Origin of the sequence: Furfurilactobacillus rossiae DSM 15814, from assembly GCF_000428925.1 — a bacterium.
In the GTDB taxonomy this organism is placed as follows: Bacteria; Bacillota; Bacilli; order Lactobacillales; family Lactobacillaceae; genus Furfurilactobacillus; species Furfurilactobacillus rossiae.
Map to the genome: position 1 here is coordinate 1 of NZ_AUAW01000029.1, position 24830 is coordinate 24830.

23 protein-coding genes are annotated in these 24830 nt (G+C 38.4%); 7 read left to right on the top strand and 16 right to left on the bottom strand.

From position 1 onward, the window contains the following. The coding region (locus tag G400_RS0112340; RefSeq protein ID WP_027827232.1) for an IS30 family transposase at positions 1–335 on the top strand (335 nt) is incomplete at its 5' end. On the opposite strand, the gene G400_RS0112345 is transcribed toward G400_RS0112340, so the two are convergent. The 3 genes from G400_RS0112345 to G400_RS0112355 form a co-directional block, all read right to left on the bottom strand. Then, positions 332–1423, bottom strand: a complete 1092-nt coding sequence (locus tag G400_RS0112345; RefSeq protein WP_152323439.1) for a hypothetical protein — start codon at positions 1421–1423, stop codon at positions 332–334. The two genes, G400_RS0112340 and G400_RS0112345, sit on opposite strands and share 4 nt — an antisense overlap. 222 nt (positions 1424–1645) lie before the next feature. Next, on the bottom strand, positions 1646–2359 hold the full coding sequence (locus G400_RS0112350; RefSeq protein WP_017261466.1) for a glycosyltransferase family 2 protein: 714 nt from the start codon (positions 2357–2359) through the stop codon (positions 1646–1648). A gap of 709 nt (positions 2360–3068) precedes the next feature. Then, positions 3069–4967 (bottom strand): hypothetical protein, encoded by a 1899-nt coding sequence (locus G400_RS0112355; RefSeq protein ID WP_162129492.1) that lies wholly within the window; start codon positions 4965–4967, stop codon positions 3069–3071. Between the two features lie 534 nt (positions 4968–5501). On the opposite strand from G400_RS0112355, the gene G400_RS15370 reads away from it, so the two are divergent. Together G400_RS15370 and G400_RS0112365 are read left to right on the top strand one after the other, a co-directional pair. Then, a complete protein-coding gene (locus G400_RS15370) occupies positions 5502–7769 on the top strand; it encodes an ATP-dependent Clp protease ATP-binding subunit (RefSeq protein ID WP_081495829.1) in 2268 nt (755 codons plus the stop codon). A gap of 142 nt (positions 7770–7911) precedes the next feature. After that, the gene (locus G400_RS0112365) at positions 7912–8646 is read left to right on the top strand and encodes a MucBP domain-containing protein (protein ID WP_017261470.1); all 735 of its coding nucleotides are present in this window, start codon (positions 7912–7914) and stop codon (positions 8644–8646) included. Between the two features lie 131 nt (positions 8647–8777). Here the strand turns inward: G400_RS0112365 and G400_RS0112370 are convergent, their stop codons facing one another. Beyond that, positions 8778–8966 carry a hypothetical protein gene (locus G400_RS0112370; protein ID WP_017261471.1) on the bottom strand — a complete coding sequence of 63 codons (189 nt, stop codon included), beginning with the start codon at positions 8964–8966 and terminating at the stop codon, positions 8778–8780. A gap of 81 nt (positions 8967–9047) precedes the next feature. On the opposite strand from G400_RS0112370, the gene G400_RS0112375 reads away from it, so the two are divergent. Further along, on the top strand, positions 9048–9926 hold the full coding sequence (locus tag G400_RS0112375; protein ID WP_017261472.1) for a helix-turn-helix domain-containing protein: 879 nt from the start codon (positions 9048–9050) through the stop codon (positions 9924–9926). Positions 9927–10021: 95 nt separating this feature from the next. On the opposite strand, the gene G400_RS0112380 is transcribed toward G400_RS0112375, so the two are convergent. Together G400_RS0112380 and G400_RS16585 are read right to left on the bottom strand one after the other, a co-directional pair. Continuing rightward, positions 10022–11062: a DUF4352 domain-containing protein gene (locus G400_RS0112380; protein ID WP_017261473.1), complete on the bottom strand. Its 1041-nt coding sequence runs from the start codon at positions 11060–11062 to the stop codon at positions 10022–10024. 266 nt (positions 11063–11328) lie between these two features. Then, positions 11329–11457 (bottom strand): hypothetical protein, encoded by a 129-nt coding sequence (locus G400_RS16585; RefSeq protein WP_017261474.1) that lies wholly within the window; start codon positions 11455–11457, stop codon positions 11329–11331. Positions 11458–11547: 90 nt separating this feature from the next. Between G400_RS16585 and G400_RS0112390 the strand changes: the two genes are divergently transcribed. The 3 genes from G400_RS0112390 (at position 11548) to G400_RS0112400 (ending at position 14336) form a co-directional block, all read left to right on the top strand. Next, entirely contained in the window at positions 11548–12414 is an 867-nt protein-coding gene (locus G400_RS0112390) for a helix-turn-helix domain-containing protein (RefSeq protein ID WP_017261475.1), read from the top strand. A gap of 175 nt (positions 12415–12589) precedes the next feature. After that, complete coding sequence (locus G400_RS0112395; RefSeq protein WP_017261476.1) at positions 12590–13519, top strand: tyrosine-type recombinase/integrase; 930 nt, start codon at positions 12590–12592, stop codon at positions 13517–13519. A 25-nt stretch (positions 13520–13544) separates the two neighbouring features. Next, on the top strand, positions 13545–14336 hold the full coding sequence (locus G400_RS0112400; RefSeq protein WP_017261477.1) for a class I SAM-dependent methyltransferase: 792 nt from the start codon (positions 13545–13547) through the stop codon (positions 14334–14336). Here the strand turns inward: G400_RS0112400 and G400_RS0112405 are convergent. The 10 genes from G400_RS0112405 to G400_RS16410 form a co-directional block, all read right to left on the bottom strand. Continuing rightward, positions 14328–15062: a hypothetical protein gene (locus tag G400_RS0112405; protein ID WP_017261478.1), complete on the bottom strand. Its 735-nt coding sequence runs from the start codon at positions 15060–15062 to the stop codon at positions 14328–14330. The two genes, G400_RS0112400 and G400_RS0112405, sit on opposite strands and share 9 nt — an antisense overlap. A gap of 278 nt (positions 15063–15340) precedes the next feature. Then, on the bottom strand, positions 15341–18718 hold the full coding sequence (locus tag G400_RS0112410) for a MucBP domain-containing protein (RefSeq protein WP_081495806.1): 3378 nt from the start codon (positions 18716–18718) through the stop codon (positions 15341–15343). Between the two features lie 47 nt (positions 18719–18765). Then, positions 18766–20244 (bottom strand): KxYKxGKxW signal peptide domain-containing protein, encoded by a 1479-nt coding sequence (locus G400_RS0112415; RefSeq protein WP_017261078.1) that lies wholly within the window; start codon positions 20242–20244, stop codon positions 18766–18768. A 117-nt stretch (positions 20245–20361) separates the two neighbouring features. Further along, positions 20362–20679 (bottom strand): DUF4176 domain-containing protein, encoded by a 318-nt coding sequence (locus G400_RS0112420; protein ID WP_017261079.1) that lies wholly within the window; start codon positions 20677–20679, stop codon positions 20362–20364. Continuing rightward, positions 20672–20866 (bottom strand): hypothetical protein, encoded by a 195-nt coding sequence (locus G400_RS0112425; protein ID WP_017261080.1) that lies wholly within the window; start codon positions 20864–20866, stop codon positions 20672–20674. Before G400_RS0112425 ends, G400_RS0112420 begins: the two co-directional genes overlap by 8 nt. Next, positions 20863–21357: a hypothetical protein gene (locus G400_RS0112430; protein ID WP_017261081.1), complete on the bottom strand. Its 495-nt coding sequence runs from the start codon at positions 21355–21357 to the stop codon at positions 20863–20865. The genes G400_RS0112425 and G400_RS0112430 overlap by 4 nt, the downstream gene beginning before the upstream one ends. Before the next feature lie 12 nt (positions 21358–21369). Beyond that, positions 21370–22728 carry a T7SS effector LXG polymorphic toxin gene (locus tag G400_RS15890; RefSeq protein ID WP_017261082.1) on the bottom strand — a complete coding sequence of 453 codons (1359 nt, stop codon included), beginning with the start codon at positions 22726–22728 and terminating at the stop codon, positions 21370–21372. Positions 22729–22745: 17 nt separating this feature from the next. Beyond that, positions 22746–23057 (bottom strand): DUF4176 domain-containing protein, encoded by a 312-nt coding sequence (locus G400_RS0112440; protein ID WP_026017060.1) that lies wholly within the window; start codon positions 23055–23057, stop codon positions 22746–22748. 42 nt (positions 23058–23099) lie between these two features. Then, entirely contained in the window at positions 23100–23678 is a 579-nt protein-coding gene (locus tag G400_RS0112445) for a hypothetical protein (protein WP_017261084.1), read from the bottom strand. Continuing rightward, positions 23679–24830 (bottom strand): hypothetical protein (locus G400_RS16410; RefSeq protein ID WP_027827233.1); only part of this gene is annotated, 1152 nt, incomplete at its 5' end.

Below are 24830 nucleotides of genomic sequence, written 5' to 3' on the forward strand. Positions count from 1 at the left end.
AGACTTTAAATGATACCTTTGGAAAGTTTATGGGGACCTTCGGTTCCCAAGTGAAATCTATAACTGTTGATCATGGTAAGGAGTTTGCCGATTATCGATCCATAGAACAAGACTATCAGATTAAAGTGTATTTTTGTCACCCGTATTCACCATGGGAACGGGGATCTAATGAATATTTCAATCGACGGTTACGTTGGTTTTTCCCGAAAAAGACTAACTTTGACCAGATAACGACTGATGAAATCCTGGCAGCACTTGAGCTTATTAATCAACGACCATTAAAAATCCATCATCAACAGACTGCCATTGAAAGTTTCCGGGCTTGTTCGGATTAAACTTGTAATTTGCCTAATCCTTTAATTCTTTTTTCAAATTCTCTGGTCCTAAGCATTTTTTGAGTCACAAACATAGTAAGGACACTCAATGCGTATATTGCACATGCTAAATATAGTGTATATAGAACAACGGACATTAATGAATGCAAATTTTTAAAACCAGATAGCTTGCCAAACGTCGTCGCACGAATAAAAGAGGCAAACTGTGGATTAGTAAGAAAAACGATAGCACTGACAATCCACATCCATGATGGTTCAAAAAAGCGTATAAAACCAGTTTTCTTTACTTTCCGTGTATTTACTACTAACGCAAATGTTGACCCTGCTATTAAGTACGTAAGAATCGAATAAGGCTGTAAAAAGCGATTTACCGTAGAAATTCCCTGATGTGAAAAATTGGATAAAGGAATCATTAAAATTAAGGAAACAGCCGCAAGAAAAAATGTCAGCCCTGTAATAAGCAGCCAATGCATTCGTGAAATATTGTTGAGATTCAAATGCCTTAACGTCACTCCCAAAAAGCACATTAACAAATATTCAATAAACGTTGGCATTCCGTTAATTTGTGTAACAAAGATATCCTGATTAAAAATAGTTGGCACAAAAAACAACACAGTGGCAAAAATTAAAAATGTTTCTTTATGTTCACGCCACGTTGTATCCACAAATCCAGAAAGTAGTGTCCCAACAATTGCAGCCGTCAACAATGGATATGTATTCCTAATCATAGGGAGTGCAACCAGCCATATTACGCTGGAGTTCGACCATTGATCGAAAAACATCCATCCTAAAGCAAGAATCACTCCCATTACGACAATACTCATCCACCACCGAAATATCACATTCAATTTAGACTTTATATCAGGTGAAAAATAACCAACGCTGACCAATAGAAGTGATTGACCAGCAAATAAAACGAATTTCAGAAAATTGGTCAGCAACCATTTTTTTGAAATAACAGTGCCATTTGCAGTTCCCTTAAGTATCCCAATTTGACCAAATAATATTTGATAACCCACCGTAGATAAAAAAGTGACAATTATTAATAAAAGCGGCGTATTATTAGAGCCTTTTAGATTGTTTTTCACAGATTTTTCCCTACCTAATATAAAGTTATCCCTGAGGATCTTCTTAAAATCACATCTCATTATACCGTTACTACCAAAAAACGCTGCAATAAAATTGGGAGACCTGGTTTACTTCCCGGATTTACTTAACTTAAAGCAAAAAATATCCAAACCAGCAACGGTTCGGATACCAAGAATATTTATCAAGCTACTTCACTTCTAATGAAGAATCTATAAATAATACTATTTCAAAATTGAAGACCTAAGATGAGCAAAGTCGTGAACCGCTTGTCGCCCAATTCCTATAATAGACCGAATATTAATGCTGTTGACACCGCCTTGCCGTGGCCTAAACGTTATTTGCGCAAATCTGTAACGCTTATGTTGTTTAATATACATAACCGACATTAAGACATTTGGCAAATTATAATCTTTTGGAATCCTGCTTAAGATGTCTTGTAACGACTCGGCCGTCATTAACCGATATGGTGTGTTGGCATCTGTAACCCACACGTGAAATTGAAACCATATAACCATTCGTAGTGTTTTTGTTACTATCCACCGAGCCAAACCGTCCTGTCTTATCTTGCGAAAGCCCAATTGAATGTCATAGTCACCGCGTTCCTTCCAAAACTGCCAAAACTCATCCGGAAGTGTTTGTCCGTCCGAATCCGTTTGAAATATGTAATCTGCATCTTGCTCTTCAGCATAATGATATCCATACAAAACCGTTGAACCGTGCCCGCCATTTGGTTTATCAAGAACCACTAATTGTGGTAACTGCGGTTGTAAAGCTTGTAGTTTTGTTAGCGTCTTATCTTTACTTCCGTCATTGATGATAACGAGCCTGCTATCGGGGCTCGTTAGTGTAACAATCTCATGCCATTCTTTCGCAACTTCAGCAATGGTATCCTGTTCATTATAGGCTGGTATAATAACATACAACCGTGATTTCATTCTCATATTTCTCCTTTAATTAGATGCTGAAACTCCCTAGATACAATTGTCTTTCGCCGATCATCTTCAAAAGGCATAAAAGCGCAAAAACAGAAAGAAACTTATCTTCAGCAATTTTATCCATCTATAATTAATCTATATTAGTCTGTTGCCAATTAGCAAGATTTCTTCCAGGTATTCTTAGAACTCCAAATATTATGGCAAGTTTAAGACTTACCGCACACTCGCGAATTGATTAAACACTAAATAGGTATATTTTGCTTAACATCAACGAGGGTCCAATTTGTTGCGTTGCTTTACATAAAAAAAACATGGTGGTGAGATTAGTATCTCCCCCCTAAATAATAGTTCAGCCAAAGAATCCTCAAAGTAAGCAAATATACGCCAATTTTGAAAAAGTCGATTAATTCGGCATCAACGTATACCCCAATACCAAAAGTACTAAATCAGATATAAATTTACGGACAGACACGCTTAATACTACCCAATAACTTACTAGCAAGTCAACGTAAAAATCCATATTTTCCATGACAAATTCCTATTTCGAAAATTTTTAACTTTTTTAAGCAAAAGTGAATTGGCTCCCTCTGAAACTTAAACAACCAACTGAAATAAGTATCTTGCGAACAGGTACCGTTTTTGTGAAGAAACTTCCATGTAAAAAGTCCTCAACCCTTTTGGAGCGGCAGAGGACAATATGTCTATTACATCATTCAGTCGAACAATTCTCGTTACATTGATTGCTCTTCTTTTTTTTACAGATATCATCAATGTTTATTTGAATAAGTGCAATTAATAAGCCCAAAATGGTTATGATAGAAAGAATCCAGGGTTGAATCAAAGTGTATTCTGATTCCGAATAACTTGAAAATGGCAAATAAAAGCCAATCTGATGACCATTGTTCAAGTACCCTCCTGACGATAGAGAATAGTGTGGACTGAAATTAAGCGAATCCACTCTCACAGTCTGTTTGCCAGAGTTTAGGATCTTGATTTGATATCTACCTGCGTGACCATTTACATTATTGATGACGTTTCCATTAATAATGTTCTGTTGCATCTCAACATAAGAATTTTGTGTCTTATCAACCAAAAAAACTTTAATTTTTTTATTAGAAAAAATTTGCATGGGAATCTTAAACATTGAAAAACTATTTGTTGCAGTGAAATTTTGTGTTGCATTTTGCCCCCCTTTCAACAGGAAGGTCTGTTTAAGTCCATAAGCTATACCAGACTGTTGTGCAACGACATTCTGATTTGTAATCTTATTGTTTGTCAGTGACCAACTTGTTGTAAAACCAACAAGCGCTACTGCACATATAACAGTATTAAAGAAACTCCTATGATAGTTAAAAAGGCTATTATTATTTGCATTCATTTTTGCAAAGACTTCAACTATTCCAACACTTCCTAGCGTCAAAATGAAGAGTAGAATCAAAAAAGCATACCGTGCTTCTGCTTCCCAAAGAACGGTGTGAAAAGCTATCACCCCTAATATACTAAGCACTGCTATCAAAGTCGTCCAAGACTCATGTAATCGTTTTGGATTTGAGGCAAAGAAAAACATACCTACAAGCGTAATCACATATAAAACCTGAGTTAAATTGGTTCCCCAAAAAGCAAATTGTTTCAAATTTCGGGAAATTTTCGTATGGTGCACTGATTGTAAATTTGGACCATCGCCATCAACTACTCCACGACTGAATGTAAATACAAATTTGCGCCAGAAATGAGCTAAAATTCCACCTCCATTCATTTTAACTAAACGTTTTTGAATTGCTACGTTAATCTTTTCATCTCTTTTTGATACTGATTTGATATTTTGAAACTTGTACATTTCACTACTAATCTGACCATCTGTAGTAGGATTCAATGCCATGTAAATAAAAGCGCTGCTGGGAACTTGTTCTTGACTATTATTATGAAACTGATTGACCGATTTAATTTGGTTGCTAAGCAACACGAATCCAGTGCATATTAATAAAACCAAACCCAGCTGAGAAAGATTAAGAATCCAGCTACGTCTAGTTTGAAAAAAATTGATGAAAATCGCAATGATTAAAGCTAGGATAATGATAATAACGTTAGGCTTAATCAAGTAGCCCACGCACAATGAAAACACTGCCAAAACAAAATAGATTGATTTCGACCAAATTTTATCTGTCTTTTCCTGTTTTAGTAGCCAATAAAATCCCAAGGCAGGAAACAAAATGACAAGAGGATCAGTATAAAAATTCAAGGCGTATGTGTAGATAGGAAAAAAACCGGCAATAAAAATCAAAAAGAAGGTTCCGGATATTTCTTTATTTGCGACTAATTTTACACTCTTATAAGTGACGAAAATGGCCAAATCGGTCATTAAAAATAACGTCAAAACAATCATTAAACTGACATGTTGTACATGAAAACTTTGAAACAAACGAATTAGCCAGCTATACACGACTGTAACATTCACATTATTTGGAAATTGATAAAAATAGCTATCCCAAATTTTTGAACCAGCTGCTAGTGAAAAAGCTTGCGATTTGATACGCAAATCATCAGTTGTTAGAGCGACCGTTAAATACTTGCTGACAAATCCTTGAACAAGAAAAATCATAGCGAACAAGAATAAATTGACGTATTTAATGACGTTTAGGTGCGTTATTAATAGGCTATAAAGGCTCTTCAATATTATGAACATCGAAAAACTCAATAATATTAAAAGAAATGGACTAAACCAATAGACATTCAACTCGAACACATTTTGAGTCGGTATAAAAAAAAGAGACGCAATTACTAAAAGGCTGCAAAAGAAAGCCAAAACATAGTACAACCATCGATTTACTATTTTGATGATTTATCACTCCAATATGACCATTTTCTCTAATACTAACAAAAAAAGTAAATACATCATAGATGTGATCGCATTCAATGTTTGCCGTCATGGTTTAAATGCTTACGAGCAAAAAGCTTTTAGCACTCATAACAGTAAAGTGCTAAAAATTGAGGCAATTCCCTTGCACACTTTTTGTTAGTGTGTATAATACTAGTCAAAGGTCAAAGTTGGTCAAACGATAAAACGTTGATTAACCACCTTTCGCCATCAGAGGCTGATAACAGTTGTTAGACGCGCTGATGAGCCCTTAGAAGGAGCGATAACATGCTTTGTCAAAACTGTCATCAAAATGAGGCCACGATTCATTTAGGTCTCACAATGAACGGACAACAGATGCAAGTGCATCTTTGCCAAAATTGCTATCAACTTCTACAACAAGCTGAGAATAATTTAATGAACGGAAACGGAGGATCAACAAATATGGCTCAAGATCCATTTGGTTTTGGTAATTTAGATGACCTCTTTGCTGCAATGCAAAACGGTAACGTCAATGCCAATAACTTTCAACAAGCACAACAAGGTCCACAAACACAAGCAGGCCGTGGTGGCAATAATAACGGCGGTAACAACAATAAAAACTCTAAGCATCCCCTACTTGATCAATATGGTTTAAACCTGACTGATCAAGCTAAAGCAGGCAAAATTGATCCTGTCATTGGTCGTGACACAGAAATTGACCGTGTCATCGAAATCTTAAACCGTCGGACAAAGAACAACCCAGTTCTGATTGGTGAAGCTGGTGTTGGTAAAACGGCTGTCGTTGAAGGCTTGGCTCAAGCCATCGTTAACGGTAAGGTGCCTGAAAAGCTGCTTAACAAACAAATCATTCGTTTGGATGTTGTTTCACTGGTTCAAGGAACTGGTATTCGTGGTCAATTCGAACAACGCATGCAACAATTAATGAGTGAAGTTTCAAAGAACGATGACATCATCTTGTTCATCGATGAAATTCACGAAGTTGTTGGTGCAGGTAACGCTGAGGGTGGCATGGACGCCGGTAATGTATTGAAGCCTGCCCTTGCCCGTGGTGAATTCCAACTCGTCGGTGCAACAACTCAGAAAGAATATCGTGATATTGAAAAGGACGCTGCTTTAGCCCGTCGTTTCCAACCAATTGAAGTAGAGGAACCTTCTATTGAAGATACGGTTTCAATCTTGAAGGGTATTCAAAAGCGTTATGAAGACTATCACCACGTTCACTACACTGACGCAGCAATTGAAGCCGCAGCACGTTTGTCAGCCCGTTACATTCAGGATCGTTTCTTGCCTGACAAGGCCATTGATTTGATTGATGAATCTGGTTCAAAGAAAAACTTAACGTTACGCAACGTGGATCCTACTTCTTACGAAGATAAGATTCACACTGCAGAAGCACACAAGCAATCCGCTTTGGACAAAGAAGATTATGAAAAGGCTGCCTACTATCGTGATCAGGTCAATCAGTTAGAAAAGGCCAAGAAGGACGCGGACGAAAATCCACAACCCGATGATGCTGCAACGGTTACTGAAAAGGATATCGAACACATTATCGAAGAAAAGACTGACATTCCGGTTAGTGACATGCAAGCGCAAGAAAAGACCCAATTGAAGGATCTGGACAAGCGGCTTGAAAAACATGTTATCGGTCAAAACCAGGCAGTTGATAAAGTTGCCCGTGCCATTCGCCGTAACCGAATTGGTTTGAATCAAACTGGTCGTCCTATTGGTTCCTTCCTCTTCATTGGCCCTACTGGTGTCGGTAAAACGGAAACAGCTAAACAACTTGCTAAGGAATTGTTCGGTTCGAAGGACGCCATGATTCGCTTCGATATGAGTGAATACATGGAACAGTACAGTGTTTCCAAACTGATTGGTTCTGCCCCTGGTTATGTTGGTTACGAAGAGGCTGGCCAATTGACTGAACAGGTTCGTCGTCACCCCTACTCATTGATTCTGTTAGATGAAATTGAGAAGGCTCACCCAGATGTTATGCACATGTTCTTGCAGATCTTGGATGACGGTCGTTTGACTGATTCTCAAGGTCGTACAGTATCCTTCAAGGACACCATCATCATCATGACTTCTAACGCTGGTTCTGGTGACAGTGGTGAAAACAGCGTTGGCTTCGGTGCTGCTCAAGATGAACATGCTAGTCTGATGGCCAAGTTAGGCAACTACTTCAAGCCTGAATTCTTAAACCGTTTTGATGACATCGTTGAATTCAACTCCCTTTCCAAGGAAAACTTGGGTCAGATTGTTGAACTGATGTTAGACGATGTTAATGATCAGTTGGCTAACCGCAACTTGCACATTCGTGTAACGAAGCCGGTTGAAGAAAAGCTCGTTGATTTAGGATACAATCCAACAATGGGTGCTCGTCCACTACGTCGTGTCATTCAGGAACAATTAGAAGATCGGATTGCCGACTTCTTCTTGGATAACCCTGATACACACAACCTTGAAGCTGTGATGGATGGTGAGAACATTAAGGTTGGAGCTGAAAGTCAATCAGATAAAGCCAATGTCGAACAAAATGCACAAACCAAGAAGTAAAAAATAAATAAGCAAGACGTGCCTTGATTGGCACGTCTTTTTTTCGTAAAAGATTGTCTAAGTCTCGCTTTCAGTCTTTTACCACCACCACAGAGTGCGCTATACTTGTATCATTAATTAATATTCAGTGGGGTCTGCAATTATGAGTGAAGAATTAGTTGAAGGAGTTCCAGTTTGGGTTTATTACACAGACGTTGACTCTGGTAAAACATTAGTTGAACCAAAAGTGCTTCGTGGTGCCATTGGCGATCACTATGAAGTAAAGGTGCCCGAATTTGCCAACTACCGCTTACTTCATCACACCGGCAATCTAGATGGCGTCTTCACAAACGAACAACAAGAGGCACGTTTGTATTTCCGTGAATCCGATTGGGCCGAAGTTGAAAAGGTACAAATGTATGCCACAATTCAAGAAGATGTTCCAACCTACGATCGCCCTGATGGCGAATTGCAGGCACTAGAAATGCCGGTGGGATCAGTTTGGCGAGTATTTTCTCGAATTGCCACAAATAATGGTGAGTTTTGGTATAACATGGGCACGAATCAGTGGGTTATGTACAAGCCAAATGCCTTTACACTGAATAATTCACCTGTACGTCCTACTTCTCATCAGGATGTACATAAAGAACATAATTGGGATATTCAACCCGTTTCAGCACGCGGAAGTATTGACTTCGTCGATGGTAAATCAGTTTCTTATTATGCTGAGCCATATGGACGCCCTTCCGGAACAATTGCCAATCGTAGTGTTGTTGTCATTAATGGTGAAGTCAGTGACCCATCTGGCGTTGTCTGGTTTCAACTACAGGGACTAGGCTTTATTAATTCTATGTATGTTAAACTTACGGGGCCAATTTCTATTTCCAATGAAGGTTAACTTTTGCCTTCGCTAAAAAACGATGATCCAAGGTCAAAAACCTAGATCATCGTTTTTATCTTTTCTAAATAATACTGAATTTAAAACAAAAATATTGTTATCGAGACTAAAGTATTGTAATACAATAACTATTAACGATACTCCAAATCGTCTTTTAACGAAAAGTAATAGTTTGTTGGTCTGTTATTTTTCTGAGTTGAATTCTTAATTGTCACATTTGGAGCTGTAGTTTCTGATTCAACAGTTGCAGCACTGATACTCGTGGAACCAATAGTTAATGCCAACACAATTGTGACCATACTCAAAATTAAACGTTTCATTATTATTTCCACCTTTCATAATAATATTATTATATATTTAAAATTGTTTTCTTTCAAATTTAAGTAACGGTGATGATAAGCATGGATATAAGTCAATTGATCAAAAACACACGAAAAGATAAACGATTAACACAAGCTGACTTAGCCCAAGGGATTACAACTCAGGCTACAATAAGTCAGCTTGAAAAAAACAACGTTCTCCCAAGCAGCAAAATTTTAGCTCAAATTGCAGCAAAACTCGATATTAATATTGATGCAAAAAACATTAAAAAAAACCATTCGAACAAAAATTTAAAATCCGATTTGCACACTGCTGATATGCTGTTTATGAGATATCAAGATGAAGAAGTAAGTAACTTACTAGCAAATTACGATTCCGACAACGTAGAGGACGAGATTGAAAAAGAACACTTGCTTTTTCTGAAAATACAATCAAGGTTGTGGGTGACAAAGGACTTTGATACAGCAATATTCGGTTTCAATAATTTGCTTCAAAACAGTCGCTCTGACCAAAACAATAATATTTTTCAACTACTATCATTAACCGAGCTTGGTGCATTGTACGAAAAAAAGAAGAAAATGACATTGGCTGATTTCTACTTTCAACAAGTATTTCAAGCATATGATGTTGATTCTTTTCAGGATGTCTCTTATTGGGGTCTTCTGATTGCTACCGATATGTCCAAATATTTTATCAATACTGAACAATTTGATTTAGCCAATCAAAGCGTCAACTATGGTTTGCACGTTTCCCTCGAATCAGGTACTTTTTTCTTTGTCGACTCGCTTTACTATGCAATGGCAATAATTGATGTGAATTTACACAAAATGAGCGGAAATTATGATGAATATCTCACGTACGCAGAATCATTTGCACACCATGTAAACAATGACTCTTTGTTAAAGAAAATTGCGAAGCTGCGCACTGAGATTGTCAAAAATAATGGTGAATTTGACTAAAAAAATAATAGGCATCATACCTATTATCCCAGTTGCTACTTCTATAAATAACTAATCTCCAACAACTTACAGTCTGAGTAAATGGACGCATATACTTACAAATTACCTCCAAACTCGTCTTGAAGTTCTCTAAAACTATCAGACTTTGTATCAACTTCCCACCGATGACCGACTTTTTTTAATGAAATGTCTTTTCCTTCAAACCTGGTGATTGGCCATACAGCTGATAGATCTTTAAAGTTTTTCGCAATCTGGCCATTTGCGCCAATCGTTCCATCTACAACAGGAGAACTGTCTTCATCATTACTTAAAAGCGTACTGTGAAACTGCTCCCTAATCGGGGTCAACGCACTAGTATCCTTCATATCGAGCGCTCTGGGAATGACTGTTACGACAGCCTTCCCATTTTTGTTGGATTTAACCTTGTACACAGTTTTGTCAACTGACTTATTTATACTTTGAATACTTTTTCGAACTTGCCAGTTATTATTGGCATTATTACCATTATTGAAAACCTTCTTGTTTACGTTGGATTCCATCTGTTTGTTAAACTGATGGCGTGCAATTCTAATATTATTAGATAGTTCGCCGTCACCAGCCAAATGTTGTTTATTAAGGAAAACACGTTCCACGAACTGTTGGGTAGCTATACCGGAATCCCGCGTATGATCTTTGTATTTTTTCGCATTTACGATTGTCTCCGAAAAGCGTCGATGTCCATGTCCGTCAATAAAATGCATGATTAATCTGTAACGCTGATCTTTTTTTACCTTAAAAGTGACCCAAACATTGCCTTGCTCTCCCCTTTTTAGTCTCAAACTACCTGAAGTACTTGAGTTGACCTCTGGGATTACTTCGCGTTGTTTGTCCTGAATACTCTTTAGCCTAAAGTTTGAATATGAAAAAGACTGCCGCTTGTGTCCAACATTTTTAACTTTTAATTGAAGTGCGAGAAAGCCGTCTTTTTTAGAAGTAGTAATTGTTTGCCTAGGCATAATATATTTACCTGATCTAATCGTTACACATTCGTTAGCACCGGTTATTATCCCACTAAACCATAAACAGCCTATTCCTATCGCAATAATTCCTATCAAACCTACCAAACTCGCTACTATTGCTTTTTTTCGCAGTTTCATTCAATGTTCCCCAGTTATTATAATCATGTTTTTTATCAGCCCTTCAATAATATCATAATATTGATATTATTAAAAAGGTTTTAAGGTAAAAATTATTTCAACCACCAAAATATCCATATACTAACCTTAGTGGTAAAATTAATTCATCCAACGATTCAAGCCCTTGAACTAATTAACTACTAATCTAGTAAAATCACCGACACATTTCAAATTTGATGCCCCGTCGATACTACTTATCAACGTTGCCGTTTCATTCCCTAGTTAAACTAAACGTAATGCATAGGCGGAATACTTGGAATCGTTCTCTTTAAAACATGACGACGTTTAAGAATGTATATGCTAACACCTGCAGCACAAATTCCAGTTTCAAGTAAAATCAAAAATTTAACTGTCATGTTGATTCCTCCATTACTTCTCAAATATACGCACAAATTACATGCTATAATTGTTCTCAAACTCTAAAAAAGACAAATCAGGAGATACTTATGTTTAAAGGTTCATTGATACGCGATCGCCGCAAAGAACTCAAAATGAATCAACAACAATTGGCCGAGGGTATTTGTATGCAGTCGACAATCAGCGCCATTGAAAAGGGCACTGTGGCACCTACCATTGATATTCTTGCAAGCATCTGCCAGCGACTCGACCTGACTGTTAACGATGTTTTGACCGAATTTAATTCAGATCTTATTGACCCACAAGAGAAAGTTTTAGAAAATGTTGAAACGAGCTTATATCAAAGTCAGGTGTCAATTGCAAAAAAACAACTAAATACGCTAAAACGCAACACTTTGAGCAAAGGTGAGCAAAGTGCCATGTACTACTTCTTATTAGGCAACATCTTGCTTGTCCAAAAGGACCCTGACCCAGAAGAAGCACGCTTCAATTTCACGTTGGCTCAAGAATCAATAGAAACAGCTGGCTCTTCAGTACTCTCTGCTCTGATTGCGTCAAGTATTGCAGTTAGCCATGCCTTACAGAACAAGGTAGAACGAGCACGTCATTTTTTTGATATCGCTTTTAAGGACATTACAGAGTTACCTGCTACTTCTCGCAAAGACACCTTGCGTATTCTTCATGCTCTAAGTAACATTAGCCAATTTTACTCAACTGAGAAGAATTATACAACAAGCGACAAGGTCGCCGAGTATGCGTTAACTTTAGCCCGTACTAATCATCTTTCGGATTATGTTGAAAATTTCTCTTATATTTTGGGCTATAATCTAAATCAGAAACCTAGTTCTCCAAAAAACAAACGGCGAATCAATGAACTAATGCATGATGCTAAATCGTTTGCGTCATACAATGGCAACTCCCTTATTTTGACAAAGGTCGATCATATTTTAAGCTAACCCCCTCAACTGTTATTTTAAACCTTTTATATAATATCTACTAATATTATTGCCCTTTTATATTTGTCAAAAATTAGAATAATCTAGTGCACTAAGAAGACAGCAAAACTCATATTGTCTTTTTGATCCCCCATTTGTAGACTGAATTTATCACTGCAAATTTGGGGGATTTTTTATGTGTACACTTATTGATAACTTCATTCAAGACAAACAACATTTTCGTAATATTAGTCATAAAACCATTCTGGCCTACCGTTCAGATCTCACACAGTTCATGATGTTTCAAGAACATCACGAATTAGAATTAACCGATGGTATGTCGGACTTTATCACCGACTTACAAATTACTCAGCACTTAATGCCGTCTACAATCAAACGAAAAATTACAACTTGCAAAATGTTCTATCAATACTTACTAGACGAGCAAGTTCTAAACCAGGATCCTAACACTGGCTTTCGACGCAACACAAAGTTTATCGTCCCCGAAACATTACCCCGAGTACTTCAAATAAAAGAGGTCAAAACCATTCTTTCAGCTGCTTACGAAGATTATAACCGCGCTAAAACACCGTATCGCATCAAAACATCTACGCGAAACATTGCTATCCTAGAGGTTCTCACAGCAACGGGAATCCGAATTGGCGAATTAAGCAGTCTAAACATCGATGACCTAAATTTTGCCAATCGTTCTTTATTAATACATGGAAAAAATCGGAAAGAAAGACTTCTGTTTCTGTCCAGTCCTGATACATATCAAGCATTGAAGGATTATTTACAAACTCGAAATACTTTTATTCCTCATACAGATGCCCTATTTCTCAACAAGTACGGTAATCGTTTATCAATTTTCGGTATCGAAAATATATTTCTCAAATATCGCAATATCACTAACACATCGTCGTCTGCCACTCCACATTTTCTACGCCACACATTTGCTACTGAGCTTATTAATAACGGAGCAGATATTCGTGAAGTGCAGGAACTACTAGGGCATACGAGCATTACAACAACGACAATTTACGCCGCTGTTTCATCTGCTCAAAAGAAAAAAGTGCTTCGCAAATTTAATTATCGAAATTCGATGCATATAAAAACCTCCAAATAACTACTAATTATTTGGAGGTTTTTATATGGCAGGACAACGTAATACTTCTGGGATTCAATTATCAGCGTCAGGTTGGTTAGAAGATCATAATAATGCAAAGAAAGAGTTAAGATATAAATTTGCAAAAGAAATTGCAAAGCAAAATCCAAAGTCAATTATTGATATTGGTTGTGGAACTGGTCTTTGGTTAGAAATCTTTAATGATGTTTTACCAAAAAACTGTAAATTCATCGGAATTGATTTGGATGAAAACTCATTAAAAGAAGCAAAAAAAAGGTCAATGAACAATGATCGAGAATGCGAATGGATTGCTCTTGATGTTAACAAGGAACCAGAAAAAATTCCTTCAGCAGATTTAGCATTTATTTTTAATTTTTCGTCGTATATAGAAGACATTAGCGCATTTCTAAATCAACTAACACCTGAAAAAGGCTTTAAAAAAATTGTGATTCGCCAATTTTTGGGTGATGAAATTAAATTTGGACCCTTTAACACTCATACTCAAACTAATATTGATTCTTCAATTAAAGCCTCAATGGATGGCTCCAAACAAATAAAATATTTTGATTTAGATCGTTTAATGAATGCAGTTCAAAAATCTAATAGAAAAGTGGTTTTTCAAGATTTTGAATTATTCAAAGCGTTTTCACCTTTCTCTGATAATGCTTTTCCCTACATCAAAGGAACTGCTGAGTGGACTGCAGAGAGAGTCCCTGATAATGAAAGAAAAGCAATAAATAAGTGGATAAAGAAAGCAGAAGCAAAAAAAGATTTGCTCTACTTCTTTAGTATAGACTGGCTCTCAATATTATCTTAATTCATCAGTATCTGTAACTGAATTTTTTGATAACAATTCAAATTGTGCGTTATAAAAATTAACCAATTCTTTTTCACTAGAAACTAAAACATTCGGCGCGATTCCTCTCGATCTAAAATCCCAATTAAAAAGGACTTCTTTTCGATTGTCTTTGTAAGTGATAATTAAAAAGTTAGGATAAGGGACCTGATTATTTACTATTTTTGAACTATATTCGCCAACATTTTGATTATCATTTTTTTGTGAAACAGCTTTACGCATTTCACTAAATCTAGTTTTAGCTAATTTATCGCCAATATCTCTCCAAACGAGTCCTGAATCAATTTCTTTTGCTATTTTAGGTATCGATTTTTTTAATTCAGGTGAATGATTGAAATTCTCATCTGCTTCTTCATGGTCATCATAGATATTAAAACTTGTATTTTTTATTGACTTAATAACAGAAAGTCTATCAACAACGTAGCTTTTAAAAGTATCCATGGGCTCTTGAAGTCGAACAACGTGTAATCTATCTTTAACATCACTTGACATCCGACCGGAATACTCATCTGTACTATCTAAGGCTTTCATTGTTCGAGTATATTGATCATAAAAAAAAGTAAAAATTGAGCCTAAAAAAGCCACATAAGAATAGTTTGTAAGTGGTGGAATAAATCCGAATGCGATAGAAAACACTCCAAGAACTAGACCTATAATGATTTTCCAATTTTGAAACATCTTATTCATTTTAAACCTGTACTTTCCTTAGAAGCACCCACATCAACATTTGAAACCTCCAAATAATTAGTAGTTATTTGGAGGTTTTTAGCGCAACCCCTCAAACAACTATCATCTTAAATGTATCTATAATACGATAAATTATAACACTTTCTTGCCCTGAAATTTTACTTTATATTCAGAAAATTTTAAAATTTTTATTAGATTTTTTGATAATTCAAATTCACTATATAAAACTTACATGAGGCTATCATTCAGGTCAATCAAAGGTAATTAATAAAATTCTTTTATTCAGCACTTTCTGTTCTTTTTCTCCACACTAATACACTCATCGCCGTCAAAATACCCATACCGGCTAGAATATCAATCTGTTGACCTTTATTATCAACGCCAGTGGCCGGCAACTCTGCCGTCTCATCAACATTGTTGTTAGTGATAACTGCTCTTACAGGTGCCGCTTGCGCTACAGGTCGCTCACTTGTTAATTTCCCCTCTACCGGCAGCTTCGCACATGGTGCAGCAGATGTAATATCAGTCTTCACTGCTGGTACCTTCCGATATACCAACACAACATCTTTAGTAACCAAATGCCCCTCAGCATCAACCGTAAACATCCCTCTAAGCGCACCTGATCCCTCGCCAAGGTGGTCAAACATATACCCACTAATTGGGTATATGGTCCCACTAGCGTCATATTCGCCATCAGTCAACCCAGCCAGCACCACTTCATCACGCAGCACATGGCCACTACCATCAACGTAATGAATATGAATCATCTGAGCATCGGCACGATAGACTACTTTTACACTCCCAGGTTGATCAGGAATATTGATAACCGTTTTATCAGCAGTGTAACCTGGGAGATTTGGAATCAAAGCTGAATCAATAGGATCTCCCGGTCGACCGCTCCCAGTATGATGTGGCACATTCGGAATTTCAGCGCCTGATGGCAACACCGGTACCACGGTATAATTTGTGTTATAAACTAACGTCACATCACTTGTCGTCAACGTCCCAGTGCCATCTACTAAGAATTTACCAGTCAAAGTTCCCTGACTAATTGATCTAAAGGTATAACCAGGCAAAGTAAGTCGAGAGGCACTGGCATCATACATGCCATTAGTCTCACCATTAATAACTCCATCCGAATGAATGGTTCGCCCAAGTTGATCGACATAGTGAACACTTAAATGTTGTGGATTGGCCTTGTAAATCACTGGTGCATTGCCAGGCGTATTAGGAACATTCGGCACTACAGTTAACGTATATCCCGGAATATCAGGGACCAATTTATCATCTACTGGTTCTCCCGGAATACCAACACCCGTATTTCCTTTCGTTCCTGGAATCGGCTTCCCATCTGGCGTTTCTGGCACCGCCGTGTAATTCGTCAAATAATAAATAGTTACGTCCTGACTATTTGCAGCAAAGTTACCCTTAACGGTCTCACCCGCTACGGCCAATGTGTACCCATCAATACTCAACGGTTGGTAATCGTAGGCATCTCCGACTTTAACGTAACTTCCATCAGCTGCTTTACCACCAATTTGAACTGGTACATGGAGGACCATATTTGTCCCTGACTGTAAGAAATGCACCTGAAATCTGGGTACAACAATAACCTGACCATTGGCCTGTTTGTTACCATTTGTGAACTGGACCTGATAGTCGCCAGCCTTGCTAGTATCCACATTGTTACTAGATTTCACAACGGCCTGTCCAGCATCGTCTACACTGTCCAAACTCAAATTCTGTTTATCAGGTGTCGTTGCACCATCAAAGCTGTCATCAACAAGCCAGTTTTCACCTTGGTTCAAAACTAAGTCTCGTGCGTGGACACCTAAATATGAAATCTTAACGGCAACTTTTGTCGATTCCACATTGTACGCATCCGCACCCTGACCCTCGTTACCATAAAGCGAAATTGATGCATACGCAGTCTTGTTCGGTGCAATATCGCCATCATTTTGTGTTGGGACGACACCAACAAACTGTAGATTCAATTTGTCCCCTGGTCGCAAAGTCACGTCTTCAAATTCAATTTTGAATGCCCTAGTACCCTTTTTCGTTGCACTGTCGAAGTTAATGAAGTCAGATTGCCAGTCACCCGATCCAATAGCCTGCCCATTATTATTGAAACGTTGTGGGTCTAGCGAATCACTAAAACTCAAACGATATTGTTGCGGATTAAGCATCTTGCCATTAAGCGAAACCGCAACATCCTTGTTTTTTACGTATTCTGAATATTGCGAATTACGTCCGACAGTTCCATCATTGATTGCGGTATCGCCAACACTAGGCATAATCATAACCAGTGATCCGTTAGTGATTGGAACAGTTCCGTCTGTACTTGTCGTAATCCGCATACGAACGTCACCATCCGGTTGAACAACGGCATTGCCCGATGTCGCATCAGTATAATGCCAGTCTCCGTGTTGGTCTTCGTCGGCAGATCCGGCGATTTCAAAACGAGAATTAACTAATTCATTATGTCCAATAGTAACTAGGTTATCTTTTTCAAGCACCCTTGCACTACCAGCACCCAAGATACCCTGGATTTCTGACGTCAAGTTTGTCTCGTTATAACCGCGACCGGCATTGGTACTCCCGTTAACCCAATTTCCGTCTTGTGTTCCAACACCATAAATTACGTGAAAGTTCTTCTCCGACACTTGCATACCATGGAAGTTCAGACCAAACCGGTACGCCAACATGGTGTCATTAGCCGTGCGACCAAAGCCATCTGAATCGTCGACCAAATAAAGAAACTGACGACCATCGGACAGTTTAACTAGATGTGGTTTCAATGAATCACGGTACGAATCTGAATATTGCGGTGTTACAACCTGAATCTGATCCTCTGTTCCTATCTGACTTTCACCTTGTGCACTAATAACATTAGCATAAATTAATCGTTCTTTACCTGTTTCCCCATCATGAACATAGACACTACTGTCTACTTGCACGCTAGCAGGAATAATTGCAAATACATAACGGCCTTTGGAGTACCCAAGCGGATTATTTGCGTACAGCATGATTGGATCAAAATCATTATTAACCACTGTACTATTATTTAGTGCAACGAGTGCATCCTGTGCGCCTAAAACAGGTACATCTGGTACGATTGTCTGGTCCTGTATCGTGAACTTGTGGGCATTCGCAGCGACGCCATCACTTTGAACTGTATTATCCAAAGGAATGTTATACTTCCGTCCGTTATGTGAGCTGTCAACCACTTCGTAATGATCCAAGGACGAATACGTGATCCCATTCTGTGCGTTTATAAATTTACCCACAAAACTGATTGGACAATTACTTCTCAGTCTTTTTGCGTCCGTAAAATTCAGTCGAATCTGTGGCGTTCCGACCGGAATATCACTTAAATTATACGAATCCAAATCATTCTGATCAGTCATCGCCGTGGCCTGATGCCAAACACCGTTTTGCAAGTAGTCAATACTGCTAATCGGTGTGTTGTCAGTGTTATCCCAGTCCTTGTTGGTCAATGGATTGGTGATTTTTGTTAGTTGAAAACCTGCGGGTAAGTTGTAAACCATCCCCAAGGAGCTTGCACCATTTAAATCCCGTGTATCAAATATAGCTTTCACGCCAATAACGACGCTATCCCCATTAGCCACAGTATAAGGCTTTCTATCATTTGACATCGAACCTTGCGAAGCCGCATCGTCCAAATGATAGTTAACAGTTGTACTTACCAGTTGATCATTTTCATTCCAGAGAGCATAGTCAACTTTCCTAAATCAGACGCACTAACATTCTCGGGAAATCTATAAAACAACTGAAAGTTAAGTGAGGATATAGCGTTGGCCGTTAATTCCCCAAAATCAACATCAACTGTATTATTACTGCGAGTTATTACCCACCCCTCACTAAACTCCGGTGACATACCAGGTAAATTATGACCAATACGAGCGTCACGATAGGTACTCCATACGTAATAGTCAAGCATTTTGGGATTCTCAAATGTCATCTTTAAGTGAGCATCTTTCAAATAGACCTGAGAATTTTCGTTTAAGACCCATACAACCGTTCCACCATTATTCAAATAAGAACCATCAGCCTGTTTTAGCATTGCTGGTGCACCCCAGTTGATGTCAGAATTGGGTTCGACTGAAACATCCATACCATTTGCCGGTAATCCAAGCCAAAGACCATTCGTATCGTTGACTTTCGCATCATGAGTCGTGGCATCTTGCCCGACGTATTGAATAATCTTCTGTCCGCTATCAGAAGAAAATGATTGTCCCGTATCCGTCTGACCCGTCATTACTGCTTCTACTTTAATCGGCGTATCATGCCGCGCGGATTGTGCAGCCAGAACCGGCAGATTAATACTGATCACTGTTCCAGATGAAATAGGTCGATTAAACTTCACGTAGACCTTATTAGTCGCAACAGTTGCTAGATCATAATCGTCAGGACCACCTGCACCATTAATGTAATGACGTTCACCAGTTGGATTATTCATCAATACAGCATGATCCAAAGTGATCTGCATTCTCCCGTTGACCAGTTCATGATTCACATCGTTAACCGCAACCTGAACAACCACACTCTGTTGAGTTGTGTAATCATTAATCGTGTTAGGCGCTTGAATTGTAATCGTTGGTTTTACAACGGCTGGATCAGTTGAGGCTGCCGGCGCAAACGCCGCATCAATCCGAAACTTTGATTGTGCTGTTGCTGGATTAGTTGCAGTAGCTGAGTCCACTGAGGCACTGTCCTGTTTAACGGACGCACTCGTAGTATTGTCGGCGCTTAATGACGCCGCATTGCTAGTCGTGGCACTTGCAGTCGACTCTGTTACTACTTGCGATGCCTGCAAACTCACTGCTGAATTCTTTGTCTCACTGCTGTCTGGCAAAGATGACGCCGAACTTGAAACAGAACTAGCACTCTGCGTTGATGATGTCTCTGACGGTGCAGTATGAGAAGTCTCATGTAATGCTGCCGAAGTGGCATTTACAGGTGAATTCGTATCGCCTTGTGTCACTGTATCAACCTTGATGGCATTGCCATCGTCATTGACAGTATCAGCATGAACTGTATTTATTAGCATCGAGCTTGCGCCCAGTGCAACAACCGACCCTATCACCCAGTTCTTACCCGACTTATACATCTTGTAGAAGGTTTTATCGCTACTAGCATGTTTATATTGTTTGTTCTTCATATTTTTATTTATACCTTTTTCAATAATTTTAAATCGATATTAAAAGTTATAATTAAAGCCTACGTGTTGTGCACCAACGCATAGGCTTTAAATTATCGTTAGTTATTTTTCATTTAATTATTCATTGTCTGTAGCTTCAACCGAACCTTTTACGATGTCAGGGTCTTCTTCAATCCATTGATCATAGTTTTCTTCCAATTCTTTCTCAGCATCATCAATGTACCCCTGATGCAAAACCTCGTTAACATTTTCTCGATTAAAGAAAAAAGTTGATTCTGCATCTATCATGCCGTTCGGAACAAGAACGGCGCCGTAATCAAAATAAACTTTTTCATCACCTTGTTTAACAATACTTGCACGACCGACAATCATGAATTTATCCTCATCATTATCATTGATAGTAACTACAGAACCCAATGGTAAAATTTTATTCATTAATTTCACTCTTTTCTTTTTGTTTTTCTGATTTTTTTTGTAAACGCTCTTGTTTCCGTTGTGCTTTAACCGCTTCGTTAATTGTCTTTTGAGCGAAATGAATTCGATAAGGGTTATTGAGAAAAGTAATAAGTACAAATGAAAATATTAAAACTGCCCCCGATATTGGTCCAAATAAAGCTGTCATCTCAAAACCCCCGTCAGTGTATCAACAACAATTCCATATATAAAGAGTATTGTGAAACCACCAAGAATAATATACATTACAGGAAAAAGGATAAACAATGCCTTCCAATCAGCTCCGTAAAATGAATGAGTTTTAATGGCTGTTCTGGCCCGTACTGGTGTTACTTCCGTGTATTTTGTGTGTCGACGATAAAAGAAACGGTTCATAAAATAAATCAGTCCTGCGCTGAAAGCAAGCGTCAATATAACCATCCAAAGCTCGCTTAAATCTGATGAGCTAGCACGAATTCCTATTAGCTTGCAGAATCCAATTATTCCGATGATTGATGTAACTCCAATACCAGCGTACAAACTGTTGCTCTTGCTTTTCTTAGCCGAAACCAATTTACTTGACTCTCCAATATATGCTTTTTTCTCCTTAGTATCCCAATAAATCGATTGACCTGGCCTATCTCCATCTCCAAGCCATATCTTTTGATGCCAAAATAGCATTTTACTTCTCCTTTATCCTAATGGATTAGCTGCATTCAAAAGCTTCCCAACAAAGCCTTTGCCTTTTAATGCCATAGTCTTTTTATGAGCCATAGAATCGTACCATTTCGATAAACCATTACCGACCATAGCTCCGGCAAGTGCTCCTAATGCTGTTCCGACTCCTGGTATTGGAATTGCTGTTCCAATAGCAGCTCCAAAAGCTGTTGACACACCGGTAATCCCAGCATGTACTGTTCCGTCAATTGCAGCTGCCTTTTTCCCATATTTCTTTTGTCGTTCACCATACGTTAACCCACCGTCAATTAAACTGCCTACTATTGGTACCTTGGCAACTACCTTGCCACCTGCAAATCTAAATTCTTTATCAGCCAAATGCCGGGATAGTTTGCTACCAAGTGCACTACCACTCAGAACATCATCCGCACGATCAATCTGCTTGTAGATATTGGTACGCTTAATTTCTCCACGTACTTGTCTAAAGGTTTTAAAACCAGACTTGCTAGATTTTAGACTGACAATCTTATGATACCCAGTATGATTAAAAGATTTTTTCACGGCCGCAACTGTTTCCCATGTCGCCTTTTCAGTCACCATTCCTCGATCAATATTTTCTCGGCCATTTTTAATTAACTCTGAAACCTTTGCTAAAGTATCCGATTTTTCTTTGGTTTTATGATGACTAGTGGACTTCATTTTCCTTAAAGCCACTCTTTTCTTTTTTCGTTCATCGCCACCAATAGCTATTGCACCAGTGGCGTATGACAAGCTTTCCATGAATACTTGTCCACTTTTACTTCCACCAGAAGTTCTGATGTTACCGCCAACACGGGCAGATTCAACGGTGATGTCCTTCATGCGACTCGAAGGACTCATGCCATTGAATGAAGTTAGTTTCTGCGAAGTTTGCGAGAGCTTACGCTCAGCATCTTCAATTTCAGTTGGTGCTGTCTGACGTAAACGCGTTACACTAGCTAGACCACTCGCTTCTGAGCAGCCAGCATTGCCTTTACTAATTCCGCGTTCCAATTCAGCGCGTAATGCACTCAACTTAGCCTTCTGTGATTGTAAATAGTCAGTATCAATAATGGCGCTATCACTACTATCAACACCACTTTTGAAAGCAGTAATTAGATGATCGAACTCACGAATCATGTCTTCCACATTACGCGTTAACGTGCGTGTTGCATCAACATGCACGTGTTGGACATAACCGCTCATACTCCGTTGTGCAGCACCCTCAAAGTTATCGGATCGTGGCACCCGTGTCATGGCCGTGCCAACACTCGCTAACTGCCTCGTCACACTGCTTCCTTGTGATTTTAATTGTTGGGCCGCACTGGTGACGTTGCGCATATTTACTCGAACCATGATTTTTACCCCAATATTTATTCGTTGCCTTCTGAATTATCAATTTTCATATGTGGATATTTTGTGGTGCTTATTTTATTCATCACTTGCTGTTTAAAGTCTCGTATGTCCTCATCTTCATACCCTTTAAAAATAACTTCTTCAATATTAGCTTGATTAAAGAAATATGATTCCGAGCCATTATCTCCCTGTGGAAACGGACATCCACTGTAATCAAAGTATCCTATTACACCATTGTCGTTATATAGAGGAACGAGAGACGTGACCATTAAATCTTGTTTGCCTTGTTGTAAGCGAATAACAGATCCAATTGATAAAAACTCCATCATTCTTAACTCCTTTTCGTATATAAACCTTCATGCTATTTAAATTTATCGTTCGTTTAGCAACGAATAGTAAACCTTAACTTTTCTGAATAACGGTTGTCGTATCATTACCCAAAAAATAAAACTGGCCATCATAAAAATTGTGATATTTATAAAAGAAATGCCGAAAAGAAAAATTTCTAAACAAAGGAAAGTGACGATTATCAAGGAAACTAATAATAAAACAATAACTATAGTCAGTTGAATAAATAGTCTTCCAGTTTGATTCCGCAAATAAACTGACGGATTAAATATCGTTTGTACTGAATTATCGTTAGAAAGACTTTCAGCCGCACGCTTTAATAAATACCCAACAGCAAAACCAATCAACAAGAATAGAAATATTAGTATTGGTAATATTATTTTCCCATTTAATACCCCTGGAAACACTCCAGCCATTAATCCAAACACTCCTGGGCCCATAACAACTCCAATTTTAGTGATGTCAAGTTGCCTCTGCCACTCGTCTGAACTATTTTGCTTTACTTTCAATTTCTGTTCTTTTTCATCAAAAAAAGCAGTCTCATAACTTCCATCGATTCTTTTAGCAGTTGTTATTAAAGGTAAGATCTCTTTATATAGCATTTAAATCCACCCTAATCCCTTATGTCCTTTAAGTCCGCTTCCTATTCTTTTGAGTTTTCCTTTAATCCCATCGTAAAGATGATCAAATCCATAATCAGCTACTTTACTAATTCCAAACCCAACAACTAATCCCGCAGCAGCACCAATAATTGTACCGACTCCTGGTACGGCCGATCCAATCGTTGCGCCTATTTCTGCAGATTCTAAACCAATCCCGACATGTGCTGTTGCCTTAACGGAAGCATCCATGACATTGCTACCCTTTTTCCTCATTGAGTTGTAATCCATTAAACCACCGATTGCTGGTGATCCTTTAGTTAATCCAAATCGTGTCATCTCAGTTAGCGGTCCCGGCGTTGCTTCAATCGTGTGTTCTAGTCCATTCGTTGTCTCTGCAACTAATCCCCGATTCATGAAAACAGTTGTATTCCGTTCAAACCATTGATGGGCCCCTTGCAGGGCCTTGTCTATAACTTTTGACTTAGCTTTTGATTTCGCAAAATCCGCCACGGCGTCGACACCATAACGTTCAATTTCTTGAACCAATTTTTTCTTTTGCAACTTATCTAATCCAGTCGCTTTTTCAATTCTTAGTAAGATACTTGATGGAACTACACCGGATTCCATCACTTTGGTACCCTTCATATCATTTGGAGAAATTCTCTTCTGCTCAGTTTTTTTTGATTTACTAGTTGGCTTTATTTTTTTTAGCGATACATATTTCTTTTTTTGTTCATCGCCACCAATAGCTATTGCGCCAGTGGCGTATGACAGACCTTCCATGAACACTTGTCCGCTTTTACTTCCACCAGAAATTCTGATGTTACCGCCAACACGGGCAGATTCAACGGTGATGTCCTTCATTCGACTAGATGGAGTCATACCATTAAAGGAGGCCAACTTTTGTGATGTTTGCGAGAGCTTACGCTCAGCATCTTCAATTTCAGTCGGTGCTGTCTGTCGTAAACGCGTTACACTAGCTAGACCGCTCGCCTCTGAACAGCCAGCATTGCCTTTACTAATCCCGCGTTCCAATTCAGCGCGTAATGCACTCAATTTAGCCTTCTGTGATTGTAAATAGTCAGTATCAATAATGGCGCTATCACTACTATCAACACCACTTTTGAAAGCAGTAATTAGATGATCGAACTC

What these genes read in the sequence shown, in the direction of transcription:
- G400_RS0112400 (WP_017261477.1), top strand. Translation starts at nt 13,545, where the DNA reads ATGGCAGGACAACGTAATACTTCTGGGATTCAATTATCAGCGTCAGGT.
- G400_RS15370 (WP_081495829.1), top strand. Translation starts at nt 5,502, where the DNA reads ATGCTTTGTCAAAACTGTCATCAAAATGAGGCCACGATTCATTTAGGT.
- G400_RS0112445 (WP_017261084.1), bottom strand. Translation starts at nt 23,678, where the DNA reads ATGCTATATAAAGAGATCTTACCTTTAATAACAACTGCTAAAAGAATC.
- G400_RS0112380 (WP_017261473.1), bottom strand. Translation starts at nt 11,062, where the DNA reads ATGAAACTGCGAAAAAAAGCAATAGTAGCGAGTTTGGTAGGTTTGATA.
- G400_RS0112410 (WP_081495806.1), bottom strand. Translation starts at nt 18,718, where the DNA reads ATGTCAAATGATAGAAAGCCTTATACTGTGGCTAATGGGGATAGCGTC.
- G400_RS0112425 (WP_017261080.1), bottom strand. Translation starts at nt 20,866, where the DNA reads ATGACAGCTTTATTTGGACCAATATCGGGGGCAGTTTTAATATTTTCA.
- G400_RS0112440 (WP_026017060.1), bottom strand. Translation starts at nt 23,057, where the DNA reads ATGATGGAGTTTTTATCAATTGGATCTGTTATTCGCTTACAACAAGGC.
- G400_RS0112405 (WP_017261478.1), bottom strand. Translation starts at nt 15,062, where the DNA reads ATGAATAAGATGTTTCAAAATTGGAAAATCATTATAGGTCTAGTTCTT.
- G400_RS0112415 (WP_017261078.1), bottom strand. Translation starts at nt 20,244, where the DNA reads ATGAAGAACAAACAATATAAACATGCTAGTAGCGATAAAACCTTCTAC.
- G400_RS16585 (WP_017261474.1), bottom strand. Translation starts at nt 11,457, where the DNA reads ATGACAGTTAAATTTTTGATTTTACTTGAAACTGGAATTTGTGCTGCA.
- G400_RS0112390 (WP_017261475.1), top strand. Translation starts at nt 11,548, where the DNA reads ATGTTTAAAGGTTCATTGATACGCGATCGCCGCAAAGAACTCAAAATG.
- G400_RS15890 (WP_017261082.1), bottom strand. Translation starts at nt 22,728, where the DNA reads ATGGTTCGAGTAAATATGCGCAACGTCACCAGTGCGGCCCAACAATTA.
- G400_RS0112370 (WP_017261471.1), bottom strand. Translation starts at nt 8,966, where the DNA reads ATGAAACGTTTAATTTTGAGTATGGTCACAATTGTGTTGGCATTAACT.
- G400_RS0112430 (WP_017261081.1), bottom strand. Translation starts at nt 21,357, where the DNA reads ATGCTATTTTGGCATCAAAAGATATGGCTTGGAGATGGAGATAGGCCA.
- G400_RS0112365 (WP_017261470.1), top strand. Translation starts at nt 7,912, where the DNA reads ATGAGTGAAGAATTAGTTGAAGGAGTTCCAGTTTGGGTTTATTACACA.
- G400_RS0112350 (WP_017261466.1), bottom strand. Translation starts at nt 2,359, where the DNA reads ATGAAATCACGGTTGTATGTTATTATACCAGCCTATAATGAACAGGAT.
- G400_RS0112395 (WP_017261476.1), top strand. Translation starts at nt 12,590, where the DNA reads ATGTGTACACTTATTGATAACTTCATTCAAGACAAACAACATTTTCGT.
- G400_RS0112375 (WP_017261472.1), top strand. Translation starts at nt 9,048, where the DNA reads ATGGATATAAGTCAATTGATCAAAAACACACGAAAAGATAAACGATTA.
- G400_RS0112420 (WP_017261079.1), bottom strand. Translation starts at nt 20,679, where the DNA reads ATGAATAAAATTTTACCATTGGGTTCTGTAGTTACTATCAATGATAAT.